A 20056-nucleotide genomic window follows, 5' to 3' on the forward strand; every position below is an offset into this window, starting at 1 on the left:
CTTAAATCTTTATTGACCATCCGAATGGATCCTCTTTCGTTCCATTTTGGATACCAGTTAAAGTATCATATAATTGCTGAGCCAATGGACCAATCTCTCCATTATTAATCACTAATTTTTCATTTTTCCAGAGCAATTCCCCAATCGGTGAAATGACAGCTGCTGTCCCAGTACCAAAAGCTTCCTCTAACACGCCATCCTGATGGGCCTGATAGATTTCATGGATAGAAATTTTCCTTTCAATTACTGGTAGATTCATATAATTTAATAACTCGATAATAGATTTCCGGGTAATCCCTTCAAGAATACTGCCATTTAACTCCGGTGTAACAATCTCACCATTAATTTTAAAGAAGACGTTCATACTGCCAACCTCTTCAATATATTGATTTTCTCTTCCATCAAGCCATAGTACTTGTGAATAACCATTTTGGCTGGCAATTTCAGATGCCTTTAAGCTGGCTGCATAGTTACCTGCTGTTTTTGCATTCCCTGTTCCGCCAGCCACTGCGCGGACGTATTCACTTTCCACTGCGATTTTAACCGGATTTATTCCTTCTTTATAATAAGCACCAACTGGTGAAAGTATAATAATAAATTGATAACTATTTGCCGGATGCACCCCAAGAAATGCTTCAGTCGCAATCATAAATGGACGAATATAAAGGGATGTTCCTTCTGCAGATGGAATCCAGTCGCGGTCAATTTGAATTAATTGCTTCAAGGCACTTAATGCCCCTTCTTCATCCAGCTTCGGCATACATAACCGGTCATTTGATCGGTTTAATCGTTTCATATTTTCTTCAGGCCTAAATAATAATACCTGTTCATCTTTTGTTAAGTAAGCTTTAAGTCCTTCAAAAACCGTTTGTCCATAATGAAATACGGTAGCAGCCGGGTCTAAAGTTATAGGTTGGTAGGGAATAATTCTCGCGTCATGCCATCCTCTTCCTTCTGTGTAATTCCATACAAACATGTGATCTGTAAAGCTCTTTCCAAACTCCAAGTTGTCAAATGATGGCTTTTGCTTTTTTTCAGTGCTTAATGTAACGTCAACTGTTAACTCCTTCATAATTATGGCTCCCATCCTTAATTCTATAAACTTTTTCCAAATATATAGTTACATAATTTTAATACTATTTCGATTATTTTAACATATTTTTCGAAGAATGGGTTTAATTTTGATACTATCTCAAAAAAACAATTGAAGAATTCAGTTTTTTTAATAAAAAAAACAAGTAAACGTGTCTTAAGACAATGTCTACTTGCTTCATAGATTTTAGCTTAACGCAACCTTACTATTGTTTTTTTTAGCAATCTCAGCGGCTACCTCGACAATCATATCCTCTTGACCGCCTACCACTTTACGTTTTCCTAATTCTATTAAAATATCACGTAAATCCACACCAAATTTCGCTGCAGCACGTTTCGCATGAAGGGAAAAGCTTGAATACACACCTGCAAACCCAAGTGTTAAGCTATCTTTTGTAATTTCTTGTGGAACTTGTAAAATAGGTGCCACTATGTCCTCGGCCAGATCCATTATTTTATATAAATCTACCCCTGTTTTAATTCCCATCCTCTCACAAACTGCAATCAATACTTCCGTCTGCGTATTGCCTGCACCCGCGCCAAGACAGCGTACACTTCCATCAATCCGAGTTGCCCCTTCTTCAATTGCAGCGAGCGTATTGGCCATAGCGAGTGATAAATTGTTATGACCATGAAAGCCGACATTGATACCAATTGATTCCTTCAGGGCATGAATTCTTTCGCGCACTTGCTCAGGCAGTAAATAACCGGCCGAGTCAACCACATAAACCGTATCAGCACCATAGCTTTCCATTAATTTAGCTTGTTCCACTAATTTACCAACCGGAGCCATATGATTCATCATGAGGAAACCAACTGTTTCCATCCCTAATTCCTTTGCGTAGGCAATATGCTGAGGAGCTACATCTGCCTCTGTAACATGAGTGGCAATACGAGCCATTTTAGCTCCTAAATTAGCAGCTTCTTTTAATTCATGCAAGGTGCCGATTCCAGGTAAAAGAAGCACAGCAATTTTAGACTTATCAGCAACGGAAACAGCAGCTTCAATTAGTTCCATTTCATTTGTACGGGAAAAACCGTACTGTAGAGATGAGCCTGCCAGTCCGTCTCCATGGGAAACTTCAATAAATGGTACTCCGGCATCATTCAATGCTTTGGTAATTCTAAGTACTTGTTCAACTGTATATTGATGATTAATAGCATGACTTCCGTCCCGTAAGGCTACCTCGGTGATCAAAATATCTCTATTATTTGTCATTTTTCCTTACCCCTTCCAATTAGCTTAAACTGTTTCTTTTGTTAATAGTTTTTTTGCAAATGCTTCAGCAATTCTTACACCAGCAGAAGTCATGATGTCAAGGTTACCGGCATACACCGGCAAGTAATCACCAGCGCCTTCTACAGCAAGGAAGATGGTAACTTTATTACCGTCAAAAATTGGTTCCGTACGAAGACGGTAGCCTGGTACATACGATTGAACTACTTTTTCCATTTCAGCAATTGATTGTCTAATAGCTGCTTCATTCATTTTTCCTTCTTCGACAAGTGTATAAACCGTATCACGCATAATAATTGGTGGTTCAGCAGGATTTAAGATAATAATCGCTTTTCCTTTTTTAGCTCCTCCAACCACTTTAATCGCACGTGAAGTGGTTTCCGTAAACTCGTCGATATTTGCTCGTGTTCCAGGTCCAGCACTCTTACTAGCGATTGTGGCAACGATTTCTGCATATTTAACTGGAGCAACACGGTTTACAGCATGAACCATGGGAATGGTTGCTTGACCGCCGCAGGTTATTAGATTGATATTATCCTCCTCTAAATGGTCTTCGATATTTACGGCAGCACAAACATAGGGACCAACTGCAGCTGGAGTCATATCGATTACTTTTATACCGGCTTCCTTAAGTACTTTTGCATTATATAAGTGTGCTTTTGCTGACGTGGCATCAAAAACAATGTCCGCTTCTAACGTCGGGTCTGCAAGAAATCCATCAATTCCGGTATCAACTCCGGCATATCCTAATTCTCTTGCACGCCGAAGTCCATCTGATTTCGGGTCAATTCCAATCACAGCCGTTAACTCTAATAGTTCAGAACGGCCTAGTTTAATCAACAAATCTGTCCCAATATTCCCTGATCCAAGAACGGCAACTTTTACTTTTGACAAAATAATTCTCCTCCAATATCTAATTTTTTTCTTCTCTATGTAATCTCTATTAAGATGCTTTTTCCCCTTTGTATCCTAACTGTGTTGAAATCTCCGCTGCTGCATTTTTAATTCCTTCAATTACTTTAGGGACACGTTCTTCACCTAACCTAATTTTAGGGGCGGCACAGCTTATTGAAGCAATTGCCTTCCCTTGATGATTAAAGATCGGTGCAGCTATACATTTAAGACCCAGCTCAATCTCTTCATCATCGAAAGCATAACCTTGCTCTTTGATTGATGGTAAAAGACGTTTGAGCTCCTCGATATTTGTGATTGTAAATTCCGTGAATGCTTCCATACTGACGGATGATAGAATGCGATCTACTTCTTCCTCACTTAATTGAGACAGTATCGCTTTACCTACACCTGTACAATGAAATGGCGCTCTTTTGCCAATATGTGAATAAATCGTTAAGGCATTGGGACCTTCTACCTTTTCAATGTAAATTAGTTCATCACGCTGCAGTGTGACTAAGTGAACGGTTTCATTTAGTTCCTCAACAAGATTTTTAATGATTGGTCTGGCGATTCTTCCAATATCGAGATGTTTTCCAACGTAATTACCAAGTTCAAATAGTTTGATTCCCAGCTTATATTTCAGATTTTCTTTGTTTTGCTGCAGGTACCCTCGATGTTCCAAGGTCTTGATAATACCGTGGACAGTACTCTTTGACAGGTTTAGTCTGTCGCTAATTTCTTTAATACTTAGTTCTGGATGTGAAGTCAAAAATAGTTCAAGGACATCTGCTGCTCTTTCTATGGATTGAATCAAACGTTCCGTCATAAGGATCTCCTTTATATTCGACATTATCGAATGTCATTCGTAAATATATTGTATACTTTTATAGTACTCTTCGGTCATATTTCTGTCAACGTTTTCATCGTTACACTTTTCGATATAAAAAGCCGAATTTCCCCTTTAGAAATTCGGCTTACTTTTAATGCTCCGGCATATATTCTTTGTTTAAATCCAGACTAAACTAAATTTAGATTTTATGTTTACAATGATTAATTAATCTTTTAAAACAAAGCACATGATGCTTCTATCTTCGCTTAGGTCCCAATCCACAAAAATGTCCGCAACAGGATTGTTAAAAATTTCTTCAAAGCGGCCATCTCGATGTAAATATGATTTTTCCAGTTCATCCTTAGTGACCAAGAGTGTCTTTTCATATCCCTTAGTAATCAGCGCCTTTTCAATTTGAACCAAAATGCCATCGCGTTTTACCAAATAAACTTTTGGGGAAATAAAATATGCTTCCGTTCTCTCAGGTCTTTTTTGTACCAATATGCTGATTCTCTCTACCTCATTAATCAAAGTATTAAGGTCAACTGAGCTTCCTAGATTTCGATCGAGAGTCTTTACAATCTCACCTTCAAATTCGACCGTAATCATCCCTGTATTCTGCGGGTAGTTCCAATCATGGTAAAAGGATTCAATATCCTGTTCAAATTCCAGTTCAAGAATTGCTTTTAACTGGTTACCTACTGACTTCATAACAATTTGACGTGAGATATAAATATTATCAGAATTCCCATTCTCCAATAAAGTAGATTCTAATGGTGACATGAAACCACGTATGTAAAAAACTAAAAACCGCTCATTTACATAAGCATAGCAGGATTCCGGTCCGCGCCCAAAATTTTTTCTTAGCAATTTACTAGTTAGGCTGCTAATATCCATTAGCTTTTGTTGCAATGGCAATACCATCAGGGATTCGACCTCACTTTCGGTAAAGGCAAAAAAATACCGCCTCATATTATCATGCCCCAGGCGGTAAATTTTTATGGTGTATTTCATGTATAGACTTTATTGAAACTAAAGATTAAGAAACCTTTATTAGCTGGGAAATCCCACATCATAAATAAATCCTCAATCGACCGATTAAATAAGTCTTCAAATAGCAGTTTATGCTGATAATATCCTTTTTTAATTTCTCTTCCATAAGTTAATAATAAATCGGAATCGCCATTTTCCAGTAACAAATATTCTAATGGCAGCATGACCCCTTTTAATTCAATAGCACAGATATTCTGGGTATACTTTACTACCTTTAATTGGCTTGGAACCTTGTGCAGCTGCGATCCGACCATTCGTATTAAATGAAATAATTTCCTCTCAATACGATCATCTATTTTCATATCTGGATTGTTGCTATTATTTACTAAGAGTAAAATCCCCGAGTTCGTATTATAGTTCCAATCTTGGTAAAAGGATTCAAAAGAAATTCCTAATAGCTGCGATGCTTCTTGCACTAATTCTTTTGACAAGGCTGTTATAACAGATGAACGGAATTTTGTTACCAAGTTATATTCTTGTTTTTCTGATAAGATTTCTTCCGCAGGTGTCATATAATTACGGATATAAACGTATAATCGATTTGCTTTTAAGACTGTGTAACAGGTTTCAGGACCTTTACCAAATCCCCGCTTTATTATTTTACTAAATGAACTGCTTAGAGAAAGCAAATCCTCTTGAGTTGCAACCATTCAAATCCCCCTAATAAAATATAAAAAGGCCTAACTTCACAAAAAGGAAGTTAGGCCACGGAAAAGACGACTATATAAAAATAGTTTCCACCATTTACCATCACAAAGAAAGTATTGTTTTATAAGTTTCGTACTTTACAATAAGGCTTCAAAACTAATGACTGCAAGACATTAGACAAATATCATAATAACATTAATTATTCATGATAACAACACCATTAGAAAAAATAATAGCAAAAAAACGTTTTATACTGGTGGAGATAAAGGTAATTTCACATGGACAGAGGTTCCACTTGAATCACTCTGTATGCATAGATCCCCTTTATGTTCTTCTACAATTTGCCGGCTTACCAGCATGCCAAGCCCCGTTCCATTTTCTTTTGTTGTAAAAAAAGGCTGACCAATTTGAGAAAGAATGCCCGGAGGAATCCCACGGCCCTGATCAATAATACTAATTTTGACCTGACCGCCTACAAGGGGACTCCCATTTATCATCAGCATTCCACCATCGGACATTGCTTCGATTGCATTTTTTATATAATTAATTAGTACTTGTTTCAACTGGTTAGAATCACCTATGATCCACATGTTAGCAAAATCAAACTGTTTGTCAATTTGGATATTATTAAGAAGGGCCTGGGATCCCATTAAGGTAACAACCTGATCTAATAAGACTTGGAGATTTACTCTTTCATATTTTTGTTTGGATGGTTTGGCGAGTACCATTAATTCTTTTAGAATATCTTCAATCCGATCAATCTCCGAATTAATGATTTCAAAGTAGACTTTATTACCAATGTTTTCTCCCATTAGTAATTGTAAAAAGCCTTTGATGGCTGTAATGGGGTTACGAATCTCATGGGCAATACCGGCAGCTAGTTGTCCGGCAGTGGCTTGTTTTTCTGATAAGCGGGATAAATGATGGATTAGGGTATGATACTCTTTTTCACGTTCAAACGTTAACCTATTCTGCTTAATGAACGTTATATCCTTTAAGACTAAATACGAGCCAAGAAACTCTTGTTCAAAAAAAATAGGAATCGCGGTAACGTTAACATCTAATTTACTTCCTTCAATTACATGGACCTGAGCATCAAAATTATCGATTTTTTCCTGTTCTCTGCCTTTAAAGAAGGTTTGCTCTTCATCTAAAAAATCGGACACAAACAGTTTATTTAATTTTTTTTGTTGCAAAGTATCCCTGGAAAAACCTAATAATGGTTCACAAGCACGGCTGGCATATTCAATATTTCCTTGCAGGTCAATTAATATAAACGCATCACGAGTTTTAGATAGGATCGAAAAATCCTTATCCATATTCGTATCTCGATACACTTTTAACAGAACGCCTTTTCGATCGGTACCATGCATAACCATAAGGCAGATCCTCCTTTCTTAATTTACAGAAATAAAAAAGCCACAATAAGAGCAGGTAATTACCTACTTCTTACTGTGGCTTTAAAATCTAGCATACATTTTCTAGAGTTCGTTACCTTAATAAATATTACTATTTACCTAAATTCCCGAGTTAGAACATTAGAACAGAGCATTAACTCTATATCCATACTTAATATATTATATTCTTCCATTTTTAGCAATAAGTTATCAGTATTTTCTCAAAATAAATGTTCACTAAGATTATTCTTCTTACCTAGGTTCCACAAAAGGTTTGGTAAGGCCGCTTTGAAGGCTCCGGCAGTTTACTGTATTCCACCTGTTCCGGAGTATGAGCATACGGGTTTGAGAGAACACCTAAAAGTCTGTTCATTACACTGAAATCTTCATGATTTACTGCTGCTTCAAGTGCTTCTTCTACCAGGTGGTTCCGAGGGATTACTGCAGGATTACTGCCCCTCATTAACTGATGCGATTCCTCTTTAGTTTTTTCCTGCCTGCCAAGTCTCGCCTGCCACCGCTCCTTCCATTGTGTAAATCCATCTGCCGCAAATAACTCGTTCTCTTCATATTTATCAAAAGTTAAGGCAAGAAAAGTATTGGAATAGTCGGCCTGATACTTATGCATTAAATTGAGCAGTTCTTCAAATAAGGATTCATCCTCTTCCTCTTCGTTAAAGATCCCTAGTTTTGCTCTCATTCCTGTGAGCCAATTCTTTTGAAACAACTTTGTAAATCCTGAAATATTCTCCTGTGCTATTTGGAGAGCCTGCTCTTGATTGTTATCGAGAAGCGGCAATAAAGTTTCCGCGAATCGCGCCAGATTCCATCCGCCAATATACGGCTGATTAGCATAGGCGTAGCGTCCCTCTCGGTCAATGGAACTAAAAACAGTTGCCGGATCATATTGATCCATAAAGGCGCAAGGTCCATAATCAATGGTTTCACCACTTATGGCCATATTATCAGTGTTCATTACTCCATGGATAAAACCAATTAACTGCCATCTGGCAATCAAAGCAGCCTGACGGTTAATAACTTCCTGAAGCAGCGATAAATATTTGTTCTGATTATCTTCAATATGTGGATAATGGCGCTTTATGGTATAGTCAGCCAATGCCCGCAGATCATCCACTTCTCCTCTTCCTGCTGCATATTGGAAGGTCCCGACACGGATATGGCTGGCAGCCACTCGTGTAAGAATGGCACCTGGAAGTATAGTTTCGCGGATAATGGTCTCACCGGTTGTAACCACAGCCAGGCTGCGGGTAGTTGGAATTCCAAGTGCATGCATGGCTTCACTAATAATGTATTCGCGCAGCATTGGCCCAAGTGCCGCTCTGCCATCACCACCGCGAGAATATGGAGTACGGCCTGAACCTTTTAACTGTATATCGAACCGTTCATCTTTAGGGGTAATCTGCTCCCCAAGCAGTACTGCCCGGCCATCTCCCAGCATGGTAAAATGTCCAAATTGATGACCGGCATAGGCTTCTGCTAGCGGTGAAGCACCTTCAGGTATCTCATTACCCGCAAACACCGCTGTACCAGTTTCACTTCGAAGCCCCAACTTGTCTAATCCTAATTCTTCTGCCAATCGTTCATTCAGAACCACTAGCTTTGGGGAACTAACAGGGCTTGGGTTCTGACTTGTGAAAAATGAATGAGGAAGACGGGAGTAACTGTTATCAAAATTCCATCCTGTTTTTGTCATGACAGCTCCTTTTCTACATATAATCATGATTTTATTGTTATTCTTCGTAAAAAGGTGATAGCACTTTTTAATTTTTGCCTTCACATAGTTATTATACCTTTTCTCCATCAAGGTAATGTGAGGTATGCGTTGATCAGTTATAAAAAAAGCAGCTCCTTGAAGAGAGCAGCTCATATAGAATGGTTAACTAAATTTTCATAATCATGTTTCGTATCCACATCCAAAATCGTCCATTCATCATCTATAGGCACGTAAATATGTTGATCAGCGAATTTAAAAATCGGTTTCGCCCCCTGGTCACCGCTTATCGTTTTTAGATAAGGGATCATTGAGGCAGAAATAAAAACAGGATGTCCTGGTGTTCCATTATAGGTTGGTTGAACAATACATTTGGATTGAGCGAGTCCCTTTTCTATAATAACTTTGAGGATTTGATCGATTGTCGATATCCTTAGAAGGGGCTGATCACCCAAGAAAACTAAAACACCACTTGCTTCATTATTAAAGAAACCGATTGCTGCCTTTATCGAACTACTTAACCCTTCTAAGAATTGTTCATTAATGATCCAATTGAACCGATCGTCTTCAAGATTTATAGCCTCTTTTAGTTCATTTCTTTTATACCCAACAACCGCCAAGACTTCTTGAAACGGAAACGATAAAACTTTAGTCAAAACAATCTCAAGCATTGGTTTTCCATCAATCGGAAGCAAAGGCTTAAATTTTCCCATTCTTGAGGAAACACCTGCAGCTAAAACTACTGCTCTTATCGGAAACAAATTTATGTGTACCCCCACGAATTTTTTCCTCCTCTTTTATCAAGCGTGAGGTCTAAAAAGACACATGATGGTGTTTAATAGAATAGCTCAACCTAAACCATATTCTTTTATTTTGTTGTAAAGAGTCCCCCGTGAAATACCGAGCAAACTGGCCGCCGCACTTTTATTTCCATATGTTTTTCTTAATGCCTCTTCTATTTGCAACGCTTCTGCATTCTTTGAGGAAATTTCCACCGGGGTGCTTTCTACACCTTTTCCCTCGTTATCATTGATTATAATTTTGCTCTTTATGTTCTCAGGCAATTGTTCAATTGTAATGGATGGCTTGTCATTCAGTAGAACGATTCGTTCGATGGTATTCCTGATTTCACGCACATTCCCAGGCCAATCATAGTTCACTATGTGGAGCATCGTTTCGGGATGAACCTCTGGAACCATTTTTTTATACTTAGCACTAAATTCATTGATATATTTATCAACCAATGTGACAATATCCTCTTTTCTCGTCCGAAGCGGAGGGATATCGATTGTTATCACTGAAAGATGGAAGTAGAGCTTCTCATTTAAACTTCCTTCCCTTAGTAGCAAATCAATGGGTTCGGACGTTGACGTTATAATCCGGGTAGGGGATGTAATCTTCTCTACCCCTCCAACCCTGTAGAAACTATGGTCGACTAGGTATCCCAGTAACTTGCCCTGGATAGATAGCGGCATTTTATCAACATCTTCAATATATAACGTACCATTAGACGCGTGCTCAATCCTTCCAATTTGCAAAGTTTGCTGTTCAGAGGTGGCGGTAACCTTTTGAAAACCAAAAAGTTCAATTTCTAATAATGCCGCAGGAATGACCGAACAATTTAAAGTGATAAAAGCTCCATCTGCTTTTGCTCCACCATAGTGAATCGCTTGCGCTAACATTTCCTTGCCTGAACCAGGTTCCCCTGTTAAATGGACTGGTATGTCGGCATGCGCTACTTTTTGCGCAATTTTCAATGACTCTTGAAATCTTGGGCTTCCCGTTACCATCGTAGAAAATGGATTTGTCTTTGGGACGAGTAAAGATGAGTTTGAGTCCAATTCTTCATTAAGCCGTATAATATTGGTAATATTATGTTCTGTAGCGACACCGCCGATAATTTTGTTTTCAATTATAATCGGTAAGGCATTTATTAGAACATGAGTATCTTTATTTGGACGATGGTACTCTCCTCTTACAAATCGCCCTTCATTCAGAATTCGATGAAGAATAACCGAGTCATCATTAAAGTGCTCACCAATCTTCTTACCCAGGATAAATTCCTTTTTAATCTTGTATGTCTCTTCTGCTGTTGTATTCCAGTAAACAACATTTCCCGATTCATCCACAGCCGTAACAGAATCACTTATGGTTTCAGCCAAAGTTTTAAAATAAGCTGAAATCTTGTTATTCTCTTCGTTAAGTTTTTTAATTTCCTTCCCTGATGTTAGGATTCCCATGTATTCCCTTTCATTTTTAAAAAGGACCGGCCTCCTCCAGTCCACTTCCGACGGGAGACCTTTATCAGCTAAAACTACAGTTGAAGGCAGCCATTTGAGATGCTGAAGCCAGTCAATAATAGGCATAGAATCGTTCCCTAAAGCCATCAGGTTATATTCATAGTTATTAATGATAAAGTATGTTCCACCTGCGACAATGACAAAATTATACTCGTTCAGTTTCTTTTTAATTTCAGTTAATGGTGTACGATCATTTACAATTGTAAAGGAGTAATCCAATTGATATTGTGCACTTTTGAACATACTAAAATCCTTTCTCGCTTTTCTTTCACTTTACCACAAAATAAAACGCTATATCCACTTAATCGCATCAAAGATAGCTTCCCCTATAAAGCAAAAACATTATTATAATCACTGTTTTTGTCTGAACTCTTAACAACGAGTTAATCTTTGTTAGATATTTTTAACGCGGCTGATTGTCAATACAAAAGCTCAGTTTAAGTATAAAAAAGCTGAACCCGTATGAACGGGTTTCAGCTTTTTTAAATGGAATTACTGAATACTTACCTACCAGCGTTAGTCTAGAATTTTGACCAATCCATCATAATTAGGAATATCTCTTGGGACAGGACAATTATGCTGATTGTTTGTATTGATCAAATTCTTTCTTTAACTGGTCATTCGGTTCCGGTGTAACCAGGCTGACAAACCAGATAGCTGCCAACCCGACAATGAACCCTGGAATAATCTCGTAAAGGCTTTTTGCCAATACGGGAACATTGGCCCAAACAATTACAGTAACTGCTCCGCCAATCATACCAGCAAGAGCCCCCCATCGATTCATCCGTTTCCAGTAAAGGCTCAACAGAATAACTGGCCCAAAAGCTGCTCCAAAGCCTGCCCATGCATAAGCAACTAGGGAGAGAATAGTGCCATTTTTATTAAAGGCCAGAAAAACAGCAATAAAGGAAACAACAAGGACTGAAAGTCTGCTTACAAGCAACAGCTCTTTGTCTGTTGCTGACCTGCGGAAAAAAGTCTTATAGACATCTTCTGTCAAGGAGCTCGCCGTAACCAAAAGTTGAGATGAAATGGTACTCATGACAGCAGCTAACAATGCCGCTAACAAAAAACCAGTAATGAGTGGATGGAAAAGAATTTCACTTAATTTAATAAAAATTGTTTCTGGGTCTGCTAGATTAAGTCCTTGCTTTGAATAATAAGCTAGGCCTATAAAACCAGTAAACATCGCGCCACCCACAGAGAAAATCATCCATCCCATCCCAATTCTCCGAGCTTTCTTAATCTCTTTAACGGATGAGATTGCCATAAAACGAACAATTATATGAGGCTGTCCAAAGTAACCTAAACCCCAAGCCATTAACGAAATAATCCCGAGCAAAGAAGTCCCTTTAAAAATATCAAATAATTTAGGATTGATCGCTTTGATCTCACCAAATGCGGAGTCAAACCCGCCTACTTGCATAATAGTTACAGCGGGAACAAGTACTAGAGCAATCACCATGATTATTCCTTGGACAAAGTCGGTCCAACTAACCGCTAAAAATCCGCCAAATAAAGTATAGCCAATGACAACAGCAGCGATTATCCAAAGACCTGCCTGATAGTTAAGATTGAACGTTGACTCAAACAGAACCCCGCCTGATACCATTCCAGAAGAGACATAGAAAGTAAAGAATACAATAATAACAAGTCCGGAAGTTAACCGCAGCATTGACGAGTGATCGCCAAAACGATTTTCCAAGTAGGCTGGAATCGTCATTGAATTATTGGCGGTTTCCGTATAAATCCGCAGTCTTGGAGCCACGTACAGCCAGTTTAAATATGCGCCTATTGTCAGACCGATAGCAATCCAGGATGCACTCAAACCTTGGGTAAACATCGCACCTGGAAGACCCATTAGCAGCCATCCGCTCATATCGGATGCCCCTGCACTTAAAGCGGTGACCGCAGCGCCAAGTCCCCTTCCACCAATCATATAATCGGACAGATTAGAAGTTCGTTTGTAAGCGAAATAACCGATTAACAGCATTCCCACCATATAAATACCAATCGAGATAAGTATCTGTGAATTCAATCGTCATCCCCCGTTCTCCGTAATAAATTCTACAAATAAAACGTTCACATACATAGATTATCTCTTTCTAGTTTTCTGAAAAGAGCCCCCCTTACAGGAGCTCCCCAGTCTTATTGTTAAAATAGTTTTTTAGATTTTAACTTTGCCTGAGTAAATAGGAGCAAGTAATCGTATCCTCCCGCTTTAGAATCTGTACCAGACATATTAAATCCGCCAAACGGATGTGCTCCAACTAACGCGCCAGTACACTTTTTGTTAATATACAGGTTTCCACAATGCATATTTTCAAGAGCATAATTGATGCGTTCCTCATCCTTAGAATGGTAGGCACCTGTCAACCCATATTCAGTATCATTATAAATCTCAATTGCTTCCTTCCAGTCAGCAGCTTTTGCAATGGCAAGAACAGGTCCAAAGATTTCCTCCTGCATGATGCGGGCTTTCGGGTTTACATCAGCAAAAATTGTTGGTTCAATATAAAAGCCGTTCCCTTCCGCTCTTGAACCGCCAGTAAGCAGTCTGCCTTCCGTTTTACCAATTTCAATATAGTCCATAATTTTATCGACCGATTTCTGATCGATTACTGGACCAATTGAACAGTTTTCTTCTGGTAGACCAATGGATAGGTTTCTCGTCAATTCTACTACCTTTTCCACCACTTGGTCAAAAACTGATTCTACGATAATCGCTCTAGATCCAGCCGAGCATTTTTGTCCCTGAAAACCATAAGCTGAAGCCACGATTGCCGCCGCCGCTGCATCCAAGTCAGCTGTTTCATCAACGACAACACCGTCTTTCCCTCCCATTTCGGCAATGACACGTTTTAACCATAACTGGCCTGGCTGTACCTTTGACGCCCGCTCATAAATCCGGCATCCTACAGCACGTGAGCCTGTAAACGAGATGAAACGTGTTTTTGGATGTTCAACCAGATACTCACCCACTTCGATCCCATCCCCAGGCAAAAAGTTAAGTACACCTGAAGGAAGTCCAACCTCTTCCATTAATTCCACAAATTTAGCTGCAATCACAGGAGTTGCGTCTGCAGGCTTTAAAATAACTGTATTTCCAGATACAATCGCTGCCACTGTCGTCCCTGCCATGATGGCCAATGGAAAGTTGAATGGAGAAATGACAATACCAACGCCCAGCGGGATATAAGAAATTTGGTTGTCTTCTCCTTCGATTTTAGTAAGCGGCTGATGAACGCTCGTCTCGTTCAGGCGAATCATTTCCCTCGCATAAAATTCCATAAAATCTATTGCCTCTGCAGTATCTGCATCCGCCTCAGCCCAGTTTTTACCTGACTCATATACAAGATAGGAAGAAAACTCATGCTTGCGCTGTCTCATTAGGTCAGCTGCTTTGAATAAAAACTCTGCACGTGTTGCAGGGTCAACCTTTTTCCAGGTTTCAAATGTTTTCAAAGCCTCCTGCATAGCCTTTTCAGCTATCTCCTGATTCCCTTTACTAACAGTTCCAATAATTTCATCTACATTCCCAGGATTAGTAGAAACGGTTTGCTCTTCGGTAAACAGCTTATTTTTCCCAACTACTATTGGATACTTTTTGCCAAGCTCCTTTTTAACTTTTGCAAGAGCTGCGTGCATTGATTGTTTATTTTCCTCCATTGCAAAATCTGTAAAAGGCTCATTTTTAAATGTAGCTACTTGAATTGTTGTTGTCATAAGATCCCTCTCCTCTTTATATAAATTTGTTATTTTAATAGATTTTTAAGTACAAACCAGACATTAGCAGGTCTTTCTGCTAATCGTCTCATGAAATAACCAAACCAATCGACCCCATATGGTACATACACACGGACTTTAAAACCTTCTTTTACAAGTCTTGCTTGAGTCTCTTCACAAATACCATAGAGCATTTGGAATTCAAATTGCTCTTTCGGTATTTGATTCTCATTAATGACAGACTTTGTATATTCAATCATTGTTTCATCATGGGTTGCGACGGCTGTATAGTTACCGTTTAGAAGATGCCGCTTAATCATTTTTTTGTAGTTTTCATCCACATCATTTTTCTCTGGAAAAGCTACAGACGGTGATTCCTTATATGCCCCTTTCACAAGGCGCAGGTTTGCATTCAGTTGATTTAAGTCTGCAATATCATGCTCGGTCCTGTAGAGATAAGCTTGAATGACCAGGCCGACATTGTCATACTCCTTGCGTAGCTCTTTGTAAATATTGATTGATATTTGGCAATGCGCATAATCCTCCATATCAATTCGTACAAAATTATTATGGCGTTTAGCCCGATCGAGGATTTTACGCATATTCTTCATACATAGCTCTTTACTTATATCAAGTCCAAGAGATGTCATTTTAAGGGAAAGATTTGAATTAACGCCTGCCTCATTAATAGCATCCAGGGTTTGAATACACATGGCAGCCGATTCGAATGCCTCTTCTTTGGTATAAACAAATTCACCTAAATGGTCTAAGGTCACAACCTTACCCTCGCTATTTAGCCTTTTAACAACCTCAATAGCAGACTTAATAGATTCACCCGCTACAAAGCGGCTTGCCCCAAAACGTAACCCATATTTCTTTGCGAGTTTATTGGCGGAAGTGTTTTTCCCAAGTGATTGAAACATGTTTCTCATTATTAATTCCAAATCCTTCAATCCTCCTTAAAATATTATGTAAGTCCTTACAACAATTTTAATATTTTCTGAACACTATTGTCTATATATTTTTAATTTAGACAATATTGTTAACTTTATAAATTAATAATAAAGTATACTCGACAACTTTTGAACATTATTGTTACATTATCTGACAAGGTATTACAATGGTGTTTAATCTATATGTTCATGAGTAAATATTCAATTGAAGAATTTTGATATCCCCTAAAAACTAAGTTATCCTTTTCTAATTTTCTAGTTACAAATCTAGTAACGAACTTTTACTGTTCCACAAAAAAACATCCTATTCTCGTAAATAGGATGTTTTTATATTATGGCTATATATCAAAAATGGTTAGACCTAACGTAAAACTCGAGCTGCACTTGAAAACTTAGATGGATTATAAGCAGCGATTTTTACAACGTCACCTGTTTGTGGCGCGTGGATATATTGTCCGCCTCCAATATAGATACCGACATGATAAGCAGGGTTGCCTCTGAATACCAAATCTCCCGGCTGTACTTGACTCGGTGAAATTCTGGTTCCAACATTCTGCTGGTCGCGCGAAACCCTTGGAAGATTGATTCCGGCTGCATTTCTAAACACGTATGAAGTAAATCCCGAACAATCAAATCCACTTGGCGTAGAACCGCCCCAAACGTAAGGAGTGCCTAAAAATTGTTTTGCATATGCAATAATTGCACTTGCCGATCCAGAATTAGCTGGAGGGGCTGCAACTGTTGGTGGTGCAGACTTAGCAGGTGTGCTACTTACTGGCGTTTGCTCTTTAACTGGCGTTTGCTGTTTAACTGGCGTTTGCTGTTTAACTGGCTGCTTGGCTTGTTGCGCAGACTTTTGAACCTTTTGAGCAGGCTGCTGAGTTTGTTGTTTTGCTGGTTGTTGTTGTGCTTGTTGTTGTGCACGCTGACGAGCCTGCTCAGCCTGTTGTTGTGCAATTGCACGCTGGCGTGCTTCTTCTGCTAGCTGTTCAGCATATTGTGCCTGTTGGTTTTGTAATGTATTTTTTGCAGAAACTAATTCCTTTTCAACTTCTTCTTTATCTTGTTCAATCTTTTTTTGTTCAGAAGCTAATTCAGTTTGGCTCTTTTGTAATTGAGCGTATTCGTTATGTAATTTTTCCTCTGCACTTTTTAATGCTTGTTCTTTTTCATTCAAACCATTCAGCAAGTCTGTATCACTTTGCATAATACTAGAAATGGCAGTAAAACGAGTTAAAAACTCAGAAATATCATCAGAAGACAACAAAAGTTCTGCGTAGGCGGCTACGGACTGTTTTCCTTCTAATTGAATGCTTTTTAGCCTTTCAGCGTAGACTTCCTTGTGAGCATCTAGGGACTTTTGGGCTGCTGTGATTTCAGCCTTTGTTTCTTCAATTTTCGCTTGTTGTGTTTTAATTTGGTCGTTAAGTTTTTGACTTTTCTCTATTGCAAGGGAAATTCGATTGTCTAATTGTTGAACCTTTGTTTCAAAATCATCAATTTGATTTTGTGTTTGATTGATTTGTCCTTGTGTGACTGGATTTGCAAAAACAGGTGTAGCGGAAATCATAGTGGCGATGATGGAAGCGGATACGGTATATTTTATTAATTTTTTTATCATTCTTAGTTCTCCTCTAGTAACCTATAATTCTTAACTAATTCTTAATATATTCCTAGTTTATATTCCAAAAAGACTAAAAACAATGAATTAGTCGATAATGTAATATAATTGTAATTTAATGTAGAATAATCTGATTAGGATGTCGACTTCTGTTATGGCAGAGGAGGTATTGGCGGCAAAAAAAAGAAACAGGATCTATGATCCCATTTCATTATTTTACTTGTTGGCCTATTGCTTTTTAAGCCCTATGTCCAATAAAAATTTTTCATACTCAGGAAGTTACTCCACGTGTTCGTATAATGTCACACTTTCAATGTAGTTTATAAATTTACGAAGTTCTTTTGTCTGCTCTCTGTCAATCTGACCAAATTCGTACATTCTATGTATTTCTGCACGTTCGATATCCATTACCCTTAGCCGCATCTCTTCTTTTTGCTCTTCGCTTTTTTCATTATAACGGGAAGCCGGTCGTTTTAATTGATTAATGATTCGTTTGTAATCGACTATCACCAGATTCACAGCATCTGTTATTTTGTCCAATTTATTAGCGTATTCTTCCAAAAATTCAAGTGCTGCCTGCAAGGATTTTAATTGAATTCCTCTGCTCACACGTAATCTAGCGACCCTTTTTTCCTTATCTTTTCGATATTGGAGCCAAAAACGGCCCCATGTTCTTTTAATGACCCTTAAAAGATACAAGGTTCTCGAGCGAGCATTGTTAGACAACGCTTCTTCTCGATGATCAAGCGCTTTTTCAAACGTTGCAAATACTTCCTCATCCAACCCCTTTTTTTCCATAAGATCATGGATATAGATTCTTTCCACTTTCAGTGCCATTAATCGAATTTCGGTTACCTGTTGTTGAAAGATATGAGAATACTGTGCTTTAAGATACTTGCTAGGTTGAATCTGATGGAATTTCCGTTTATATTCAGCCATTAACTCATATCCTGCTGCTTCATTTTTTTCGTTTATTTCTTCCCTTATCTTCTTTATCGCTGCCAGCAAAATCTTTCGCTTTGCCTCTTGAATGCTTATATAATGCTTGTCCGCTCCTTCAACCTTTTCGCGATTACTTAAAAAAGGCAGAAACACTGTAGCCGCAAGCAAGGTAAACAGTATCACCCCTGCTGCCAAAAAGAGAAGCAAGGAACGTTCTGGAAAAGCCCCTCCGTTTATCTTGGTAAAAGGAATGGAAAGAATGCCTGCCATTGTCACAGCTCCGCGAACACCGGTTAAACTAGTGATTAGAGCTGTTTTTATATCTGGCTTTAGTGTACCCTTTGTCCCGGCTTTATGATATTCATAATACGAAATAAAGTACGACCAGATAAAGCGAATCCCAAGAATGACCAATCCAAACGCGATCACATAACTAATGATTAACCCATTTCCTATATTAGGATTTCTGACAGCCTCCACCATCGATGTTGGTATGTTTAATCCTAATAAAAGGAAGACAACACCGTTAAGCATAAATAACACAATTGACCAGATCCCCTCTGTCAATATTTGCTCTTCGGCCACGAAGGTTTCTGTTTTTTCTTTAACAACTGAATGAAAAATACCAGCAACAACAACAGCAATCACTCCAGAAGCATGCAGCAGTTCTTCTGCAATGATAAAAATAACAAACGGTGTCAGGAGATGTAATAATGAATGAAAGGTCACATCAATGATTCCTTGTTTTCTTAATAGATAGCGGACCCAAGTAATCAAGATTCCTAGAAATAGACCGGCTGCTGCCCCAACAATGAACATATAGGAGAAATCAAATATCGCCTCTTTTAAGGAAAAATAACCCGTTACAACAGCTGCAACTGCATAATTAAATGCCACCAAACCAGACGCATCATTAATGAGGGATTCTCCTCTAACCAGATTTAAGACCTTTTCTGGTATATGGATTCGCTTTGCAATTCCATTTACTGCAACAGGGTCCGTTGGAGACAGAATCGCTGCCAGTGCAAAAGCTGCTGCAAGGGGAATATTTGGAATCATCCAATGAATGAAATAGCCACCGCCAATAGTGGTGACCAAAACAAGGACAACGGCATTAGCAAGGATGGGTCTTCTCATTTTCCACAGTTCATCCCGAGGAAAATGCCGCCCGTCGTTATATAACAACGGTGCTACAAATAGCAGCAAGAACCACTCTGTTTCCAGTTCAAGTGTTAATCTCCTTGATATTAGGGCAATCATTATCCCGAACGCAATTTGTGTTAATGCTGTTGGGATAAACGGTATATAATGGCTGATAACATTCGATATTAATAAACATAGCAGCAAGATTAAAATAGTCATTAATAAATTCATCCGTTACTCTCCTATTGCGATCAGTTTTTTTATTATCCCCATAAATAAAAAAATATTGAAACTTATCTTCAAGTATTTTCCATAATTGTTCAATGCTACATAAAACATAAAGTGTATCCCCCCGCAAACCAGAAGTATCTTTAATTTTTTAAGTATTATCTTTAGTTTTTGGTGGTTAAATGTTTTGAGTCCCAAGCTAGAATAAAAGAATAAGAGAATGAGAGGAGGGCAGCCCTTCACTTGTAAGCGTTTCATTTG

The 20056-nt window shown here is 38.5% G+C and carries 15 protein-coding genes; all 15 read right to left on the reverse strand.

Annotated elements, in window-relative coordinates; genetic code table 11:
* Position 1 precedes the first annotated feature (1 nt).
* Positions 2 to 1072 carry a branched-chain amino acid aminotransferase gene (locus ACZ9EE_RS11115; protein WP_476027022.1) on the reverse strand — a complete coding sequence of 357 codons (1071 nt, stop codon included), beginning with the start codon at positions 1070 to 1072 and terminating at the stop codon, positions 2 to 4.
* 207 nt (positions 1073 to 1279) lie between these two features.
* Entirely contained in the window at positions 1280 to 2311 is a 1032-nt protein-coding gene (dmpG, locus tag ACZ9EE_RS11120) for a 4-hydroxy-2-oxovalerate aldolase (RefSeq protein ID WP_476027024.1), read from the reverse strand.
* A 24-nt stretch (positions 2312 to 2335) separates the two neighbouring features.
* Positions 2336 to 3223: an acetaldehyde dehydrogenase (acetylating) gene (locus ACZ9EE_RS11125; RefSeq protein ID WP_476027026.1), complete on the reverse strand. Its 888-nt coding sequence runs from the start codon at positions 3221 to 3223 to the stop codon at positions 2336 to 2338.
* A gap of 49 nt (positions 3224 to 3272) precedes the next feature.
* A complete protein-coding gene (locus tag ACZ9EE_RS11130; protein ID WP_476027028.1) occupies positions 3273 to 4049 on the reverse strand; it encodes an IclR family transcriptional regulator in 777 nt (258 codons plus the stop codon).
* Positions 4050 to 4277: 228 nt separating this feature from the next.
* Complete coding sequence (locus ACZ9EE_RS11135) at positions 4278 to 5024, reverse strand: Na-translocating system protein MpsC family protein (RefSeq protein WP_476027030.1); 747 nt, start codon at positions 5022 to 5024, stop codon at positions 4278 to 4280.
* A gap of 38 nt (positions 5025 to 5062) precedes the next feature.
* Positions 5063 to 5755 (reverse strand): Na-translocating system protein MpsC family protein, encoded by a 693-nt coding sequence (locus tag ACZ9EE_RS11140; protein ID WP_476027032.1) that lies wholly within the window; start codon positions 5753 to 5755, stop codon positions 5063 to 5065.
* Positions 5756 to 6001: 246 nt separating this feature from the next.
* Entirely contained in the window at positions 6002 to 7132 is a 1131-nt protein-coding gene (locus ACZ9EE_RS11145; protein WP_476027034.1) for an ATP-binding protein, read from the reverse strand.
* Between the two features lie 274 nt (positions 7133 to 7406).
* On the reverse strand, positions 7407 to 8864 hold the full coding sequence (locus ACZ9EE_RS11150; RefSeq protein WP_476027036.1) for a protein adenylyltransferase SelO: 1458 nt from the start codon (positions 8862 to 8864) through the stop codon (positions 7407 to 7409).
* Between the two features lie 170 nt (positions 8865 to 9034).
* Positions 9035 to 9661 carry a nucleotidyltransferase family protein gene (locus ACZ9EE_RS11155; protein ID WP_476027038.1) on the reverse strand — a complete coding sequence of 209 codons (627 nt, stop codon included), beginning with the start codon at positions 9659 to 9661 and terminating at the stop codon, positions 9035 to 9037.
* A gap of 69 nt (positions 9662 to 9730) precedes the next feature.
* On the reverse strand, positions 9731 to 11425 hold the full coding sequence (locus ACZ9EE_RS11160; protein WP_476027040.1) for a sigma-54 interaction domain-containing protein: 1695 nt from the start codon (positions 11423 to 11425) through the stop codon (positions 9731 to 9733).
* A 331-nt stretch (positions 11426 to 11756) separates the two neighbouring features.
* Positions 11757 to 13175: a sodium/proline symporter PutP gene (putP, locus tag ACZ9EE_RS11165; protein WP_476032928.1), complete on the reverse strand. Its 1419-nt coding sequence runs from the start codon at positions 13173 to 13175 to the stop codon at positions 11757 to 11759.
* Positions 13176 to 13336: 161 nt separating this feature from the next.
* Positions 13337 to 14908, reverse strand: coding sequence for an L-glutamate gamma-semialdehyde dehydrogenase (gene pruA, locus ACZ9EE_RS11170; RefSeq protein ID WP_476027042.1), 1572 nt, complete (start codon positions 14906 to 14908; stop codon positions 13337 to 13339).
* Positions 14909 to 14937: 29 nt separating this feature from the next.
* Positions 14938 to 15852, reverse strand: coding sequence for a proline dehydrogenase family protein (locus ACZ9EE_RS11175; protein WP_476027044.1), 915 nt, complete (start codon positions 15850 to 15852; stop codon positions 14938 to 14940).
* Between the two features lie 370 nt (positions 15853 to 16222).
* Positions 16223 to 17482 carry a C40 family peptidase gene (locus tag ACZ9EE_RS11180; RefSeq protein WP_476027046.1) on the reverse strand — a complete coding sequence of 420 codons (1260 nt, stop codon included), beginning with the start codon at positions 17480 to 17482 and terminating at the stop codon, positions 16223 to 16225.
* 279 nt (positions 17483 to 17761) lie between these two features.
* Positions 17762 to 19798 (reverse strand): Na+/H+ antiporter, encoded by a 2037-nt coding sequence (locus tag ACZ9EE_RS11185; protein WP_476027048.1) that lies wholly within the window; start codon positions 19796 to 19798, stop codon positions 17762 to 17764.
* Positions 19799 to 20056 lie beyond the last annotated feature (258 nt).

It is taken from the genome of Bacillus sp. URHA0034 (genome assembly GCF_056280405.1).

Excerpts from the sequence above, each read along its gene's own strand:
- ACZ9EE_RS11180 (WP_476027046.1), bottom strand. The coding sequence starts at position 17,482 with ATGATAAAAAAATTAATAAAATATACCGTATCCGCTTCCATCATCGCC.
- ACZ9EE_RS11135 (WP_476027030.1), bottom strand. The coding sequence starts at position 5,024 with ATGAGGCGGTATTTTTTTGCCTTTACCGAAAGTGAGGTCGAATCCCTG.
- ACZ9EE_RS11160 (WP_476027040.1), bottom strand. The coding sequence starts at position 11,425 with ATGTTCAAAAGTGCACAATATCAATTGGATTACTCCTTTACAATTGTA.
- pruA (WP_476027042.1), bottom strand. The coding sequence starts at position 14,908 with ATGACAACAACAATTCAAGTAGCTACATTTAAAAATGAGCCTTTTACA.
- ACZ9EE_RS11130 (WP_476027028.1), bottom strand. The coding sequence starts at position 4,049 with ATGACGGAACGTTTGATTCAATCCATAGAAAGAGCAGCAGATGTCCTT.
- putP (WP_476032928.1), bottom strand. The coding sequence starts at position 13,175 with ATGCTGTTAATCGGTTATTTCGCTTACAAACGAACTTCTAATCTGTCC.
- ACZ9EE_RS11140 (WP_476027032.1), bottom strand. The coding sequence starts at position 5,755 with ATGGTTGCAACTCAAGAGGATTTGCTTTCTCTAAGCAGTTCATTTAGT.
- ACZ9EE_RS11115 (WP_476027022.1), bottom strand. The coding sequence starts at position 1,072 with ATGAAGGAGTTAACAGTTGACGTTACATTAAGCACTGAAAAAAAGCAA.
- ACZ9EE_RS11145 (WP_476027034.1), bottom strand. The coding sequence starts at position 7,132 with ATGGTTATGCATGGTACCGATCGAAAAGGCGTTCTGTTAAAAGTGTAT.
- ACZ9EE_RS11185 (WP_476027048.1), bottom strand. The coding sequence starts at position 19,798 with ATGAATTTATTAATGACTATTTTAATCTTGCTGCTATGTTTATTAATA.
- dmpG (WP_476027024.1), bottom strand. The coding sequence starts at position 2,311 with ATGACAAATAATAGAGATATTTTGATCACCGAGGTAGCCTTACGGGAC.
- ACZ9EE_RS11150 (WP_476027036.1), bottom strand. The coding sequence starts at position 8,864 with ATGACAAAAACAGGATGGAATTTTGATAACAGTTACTCCCGTCTTCCT.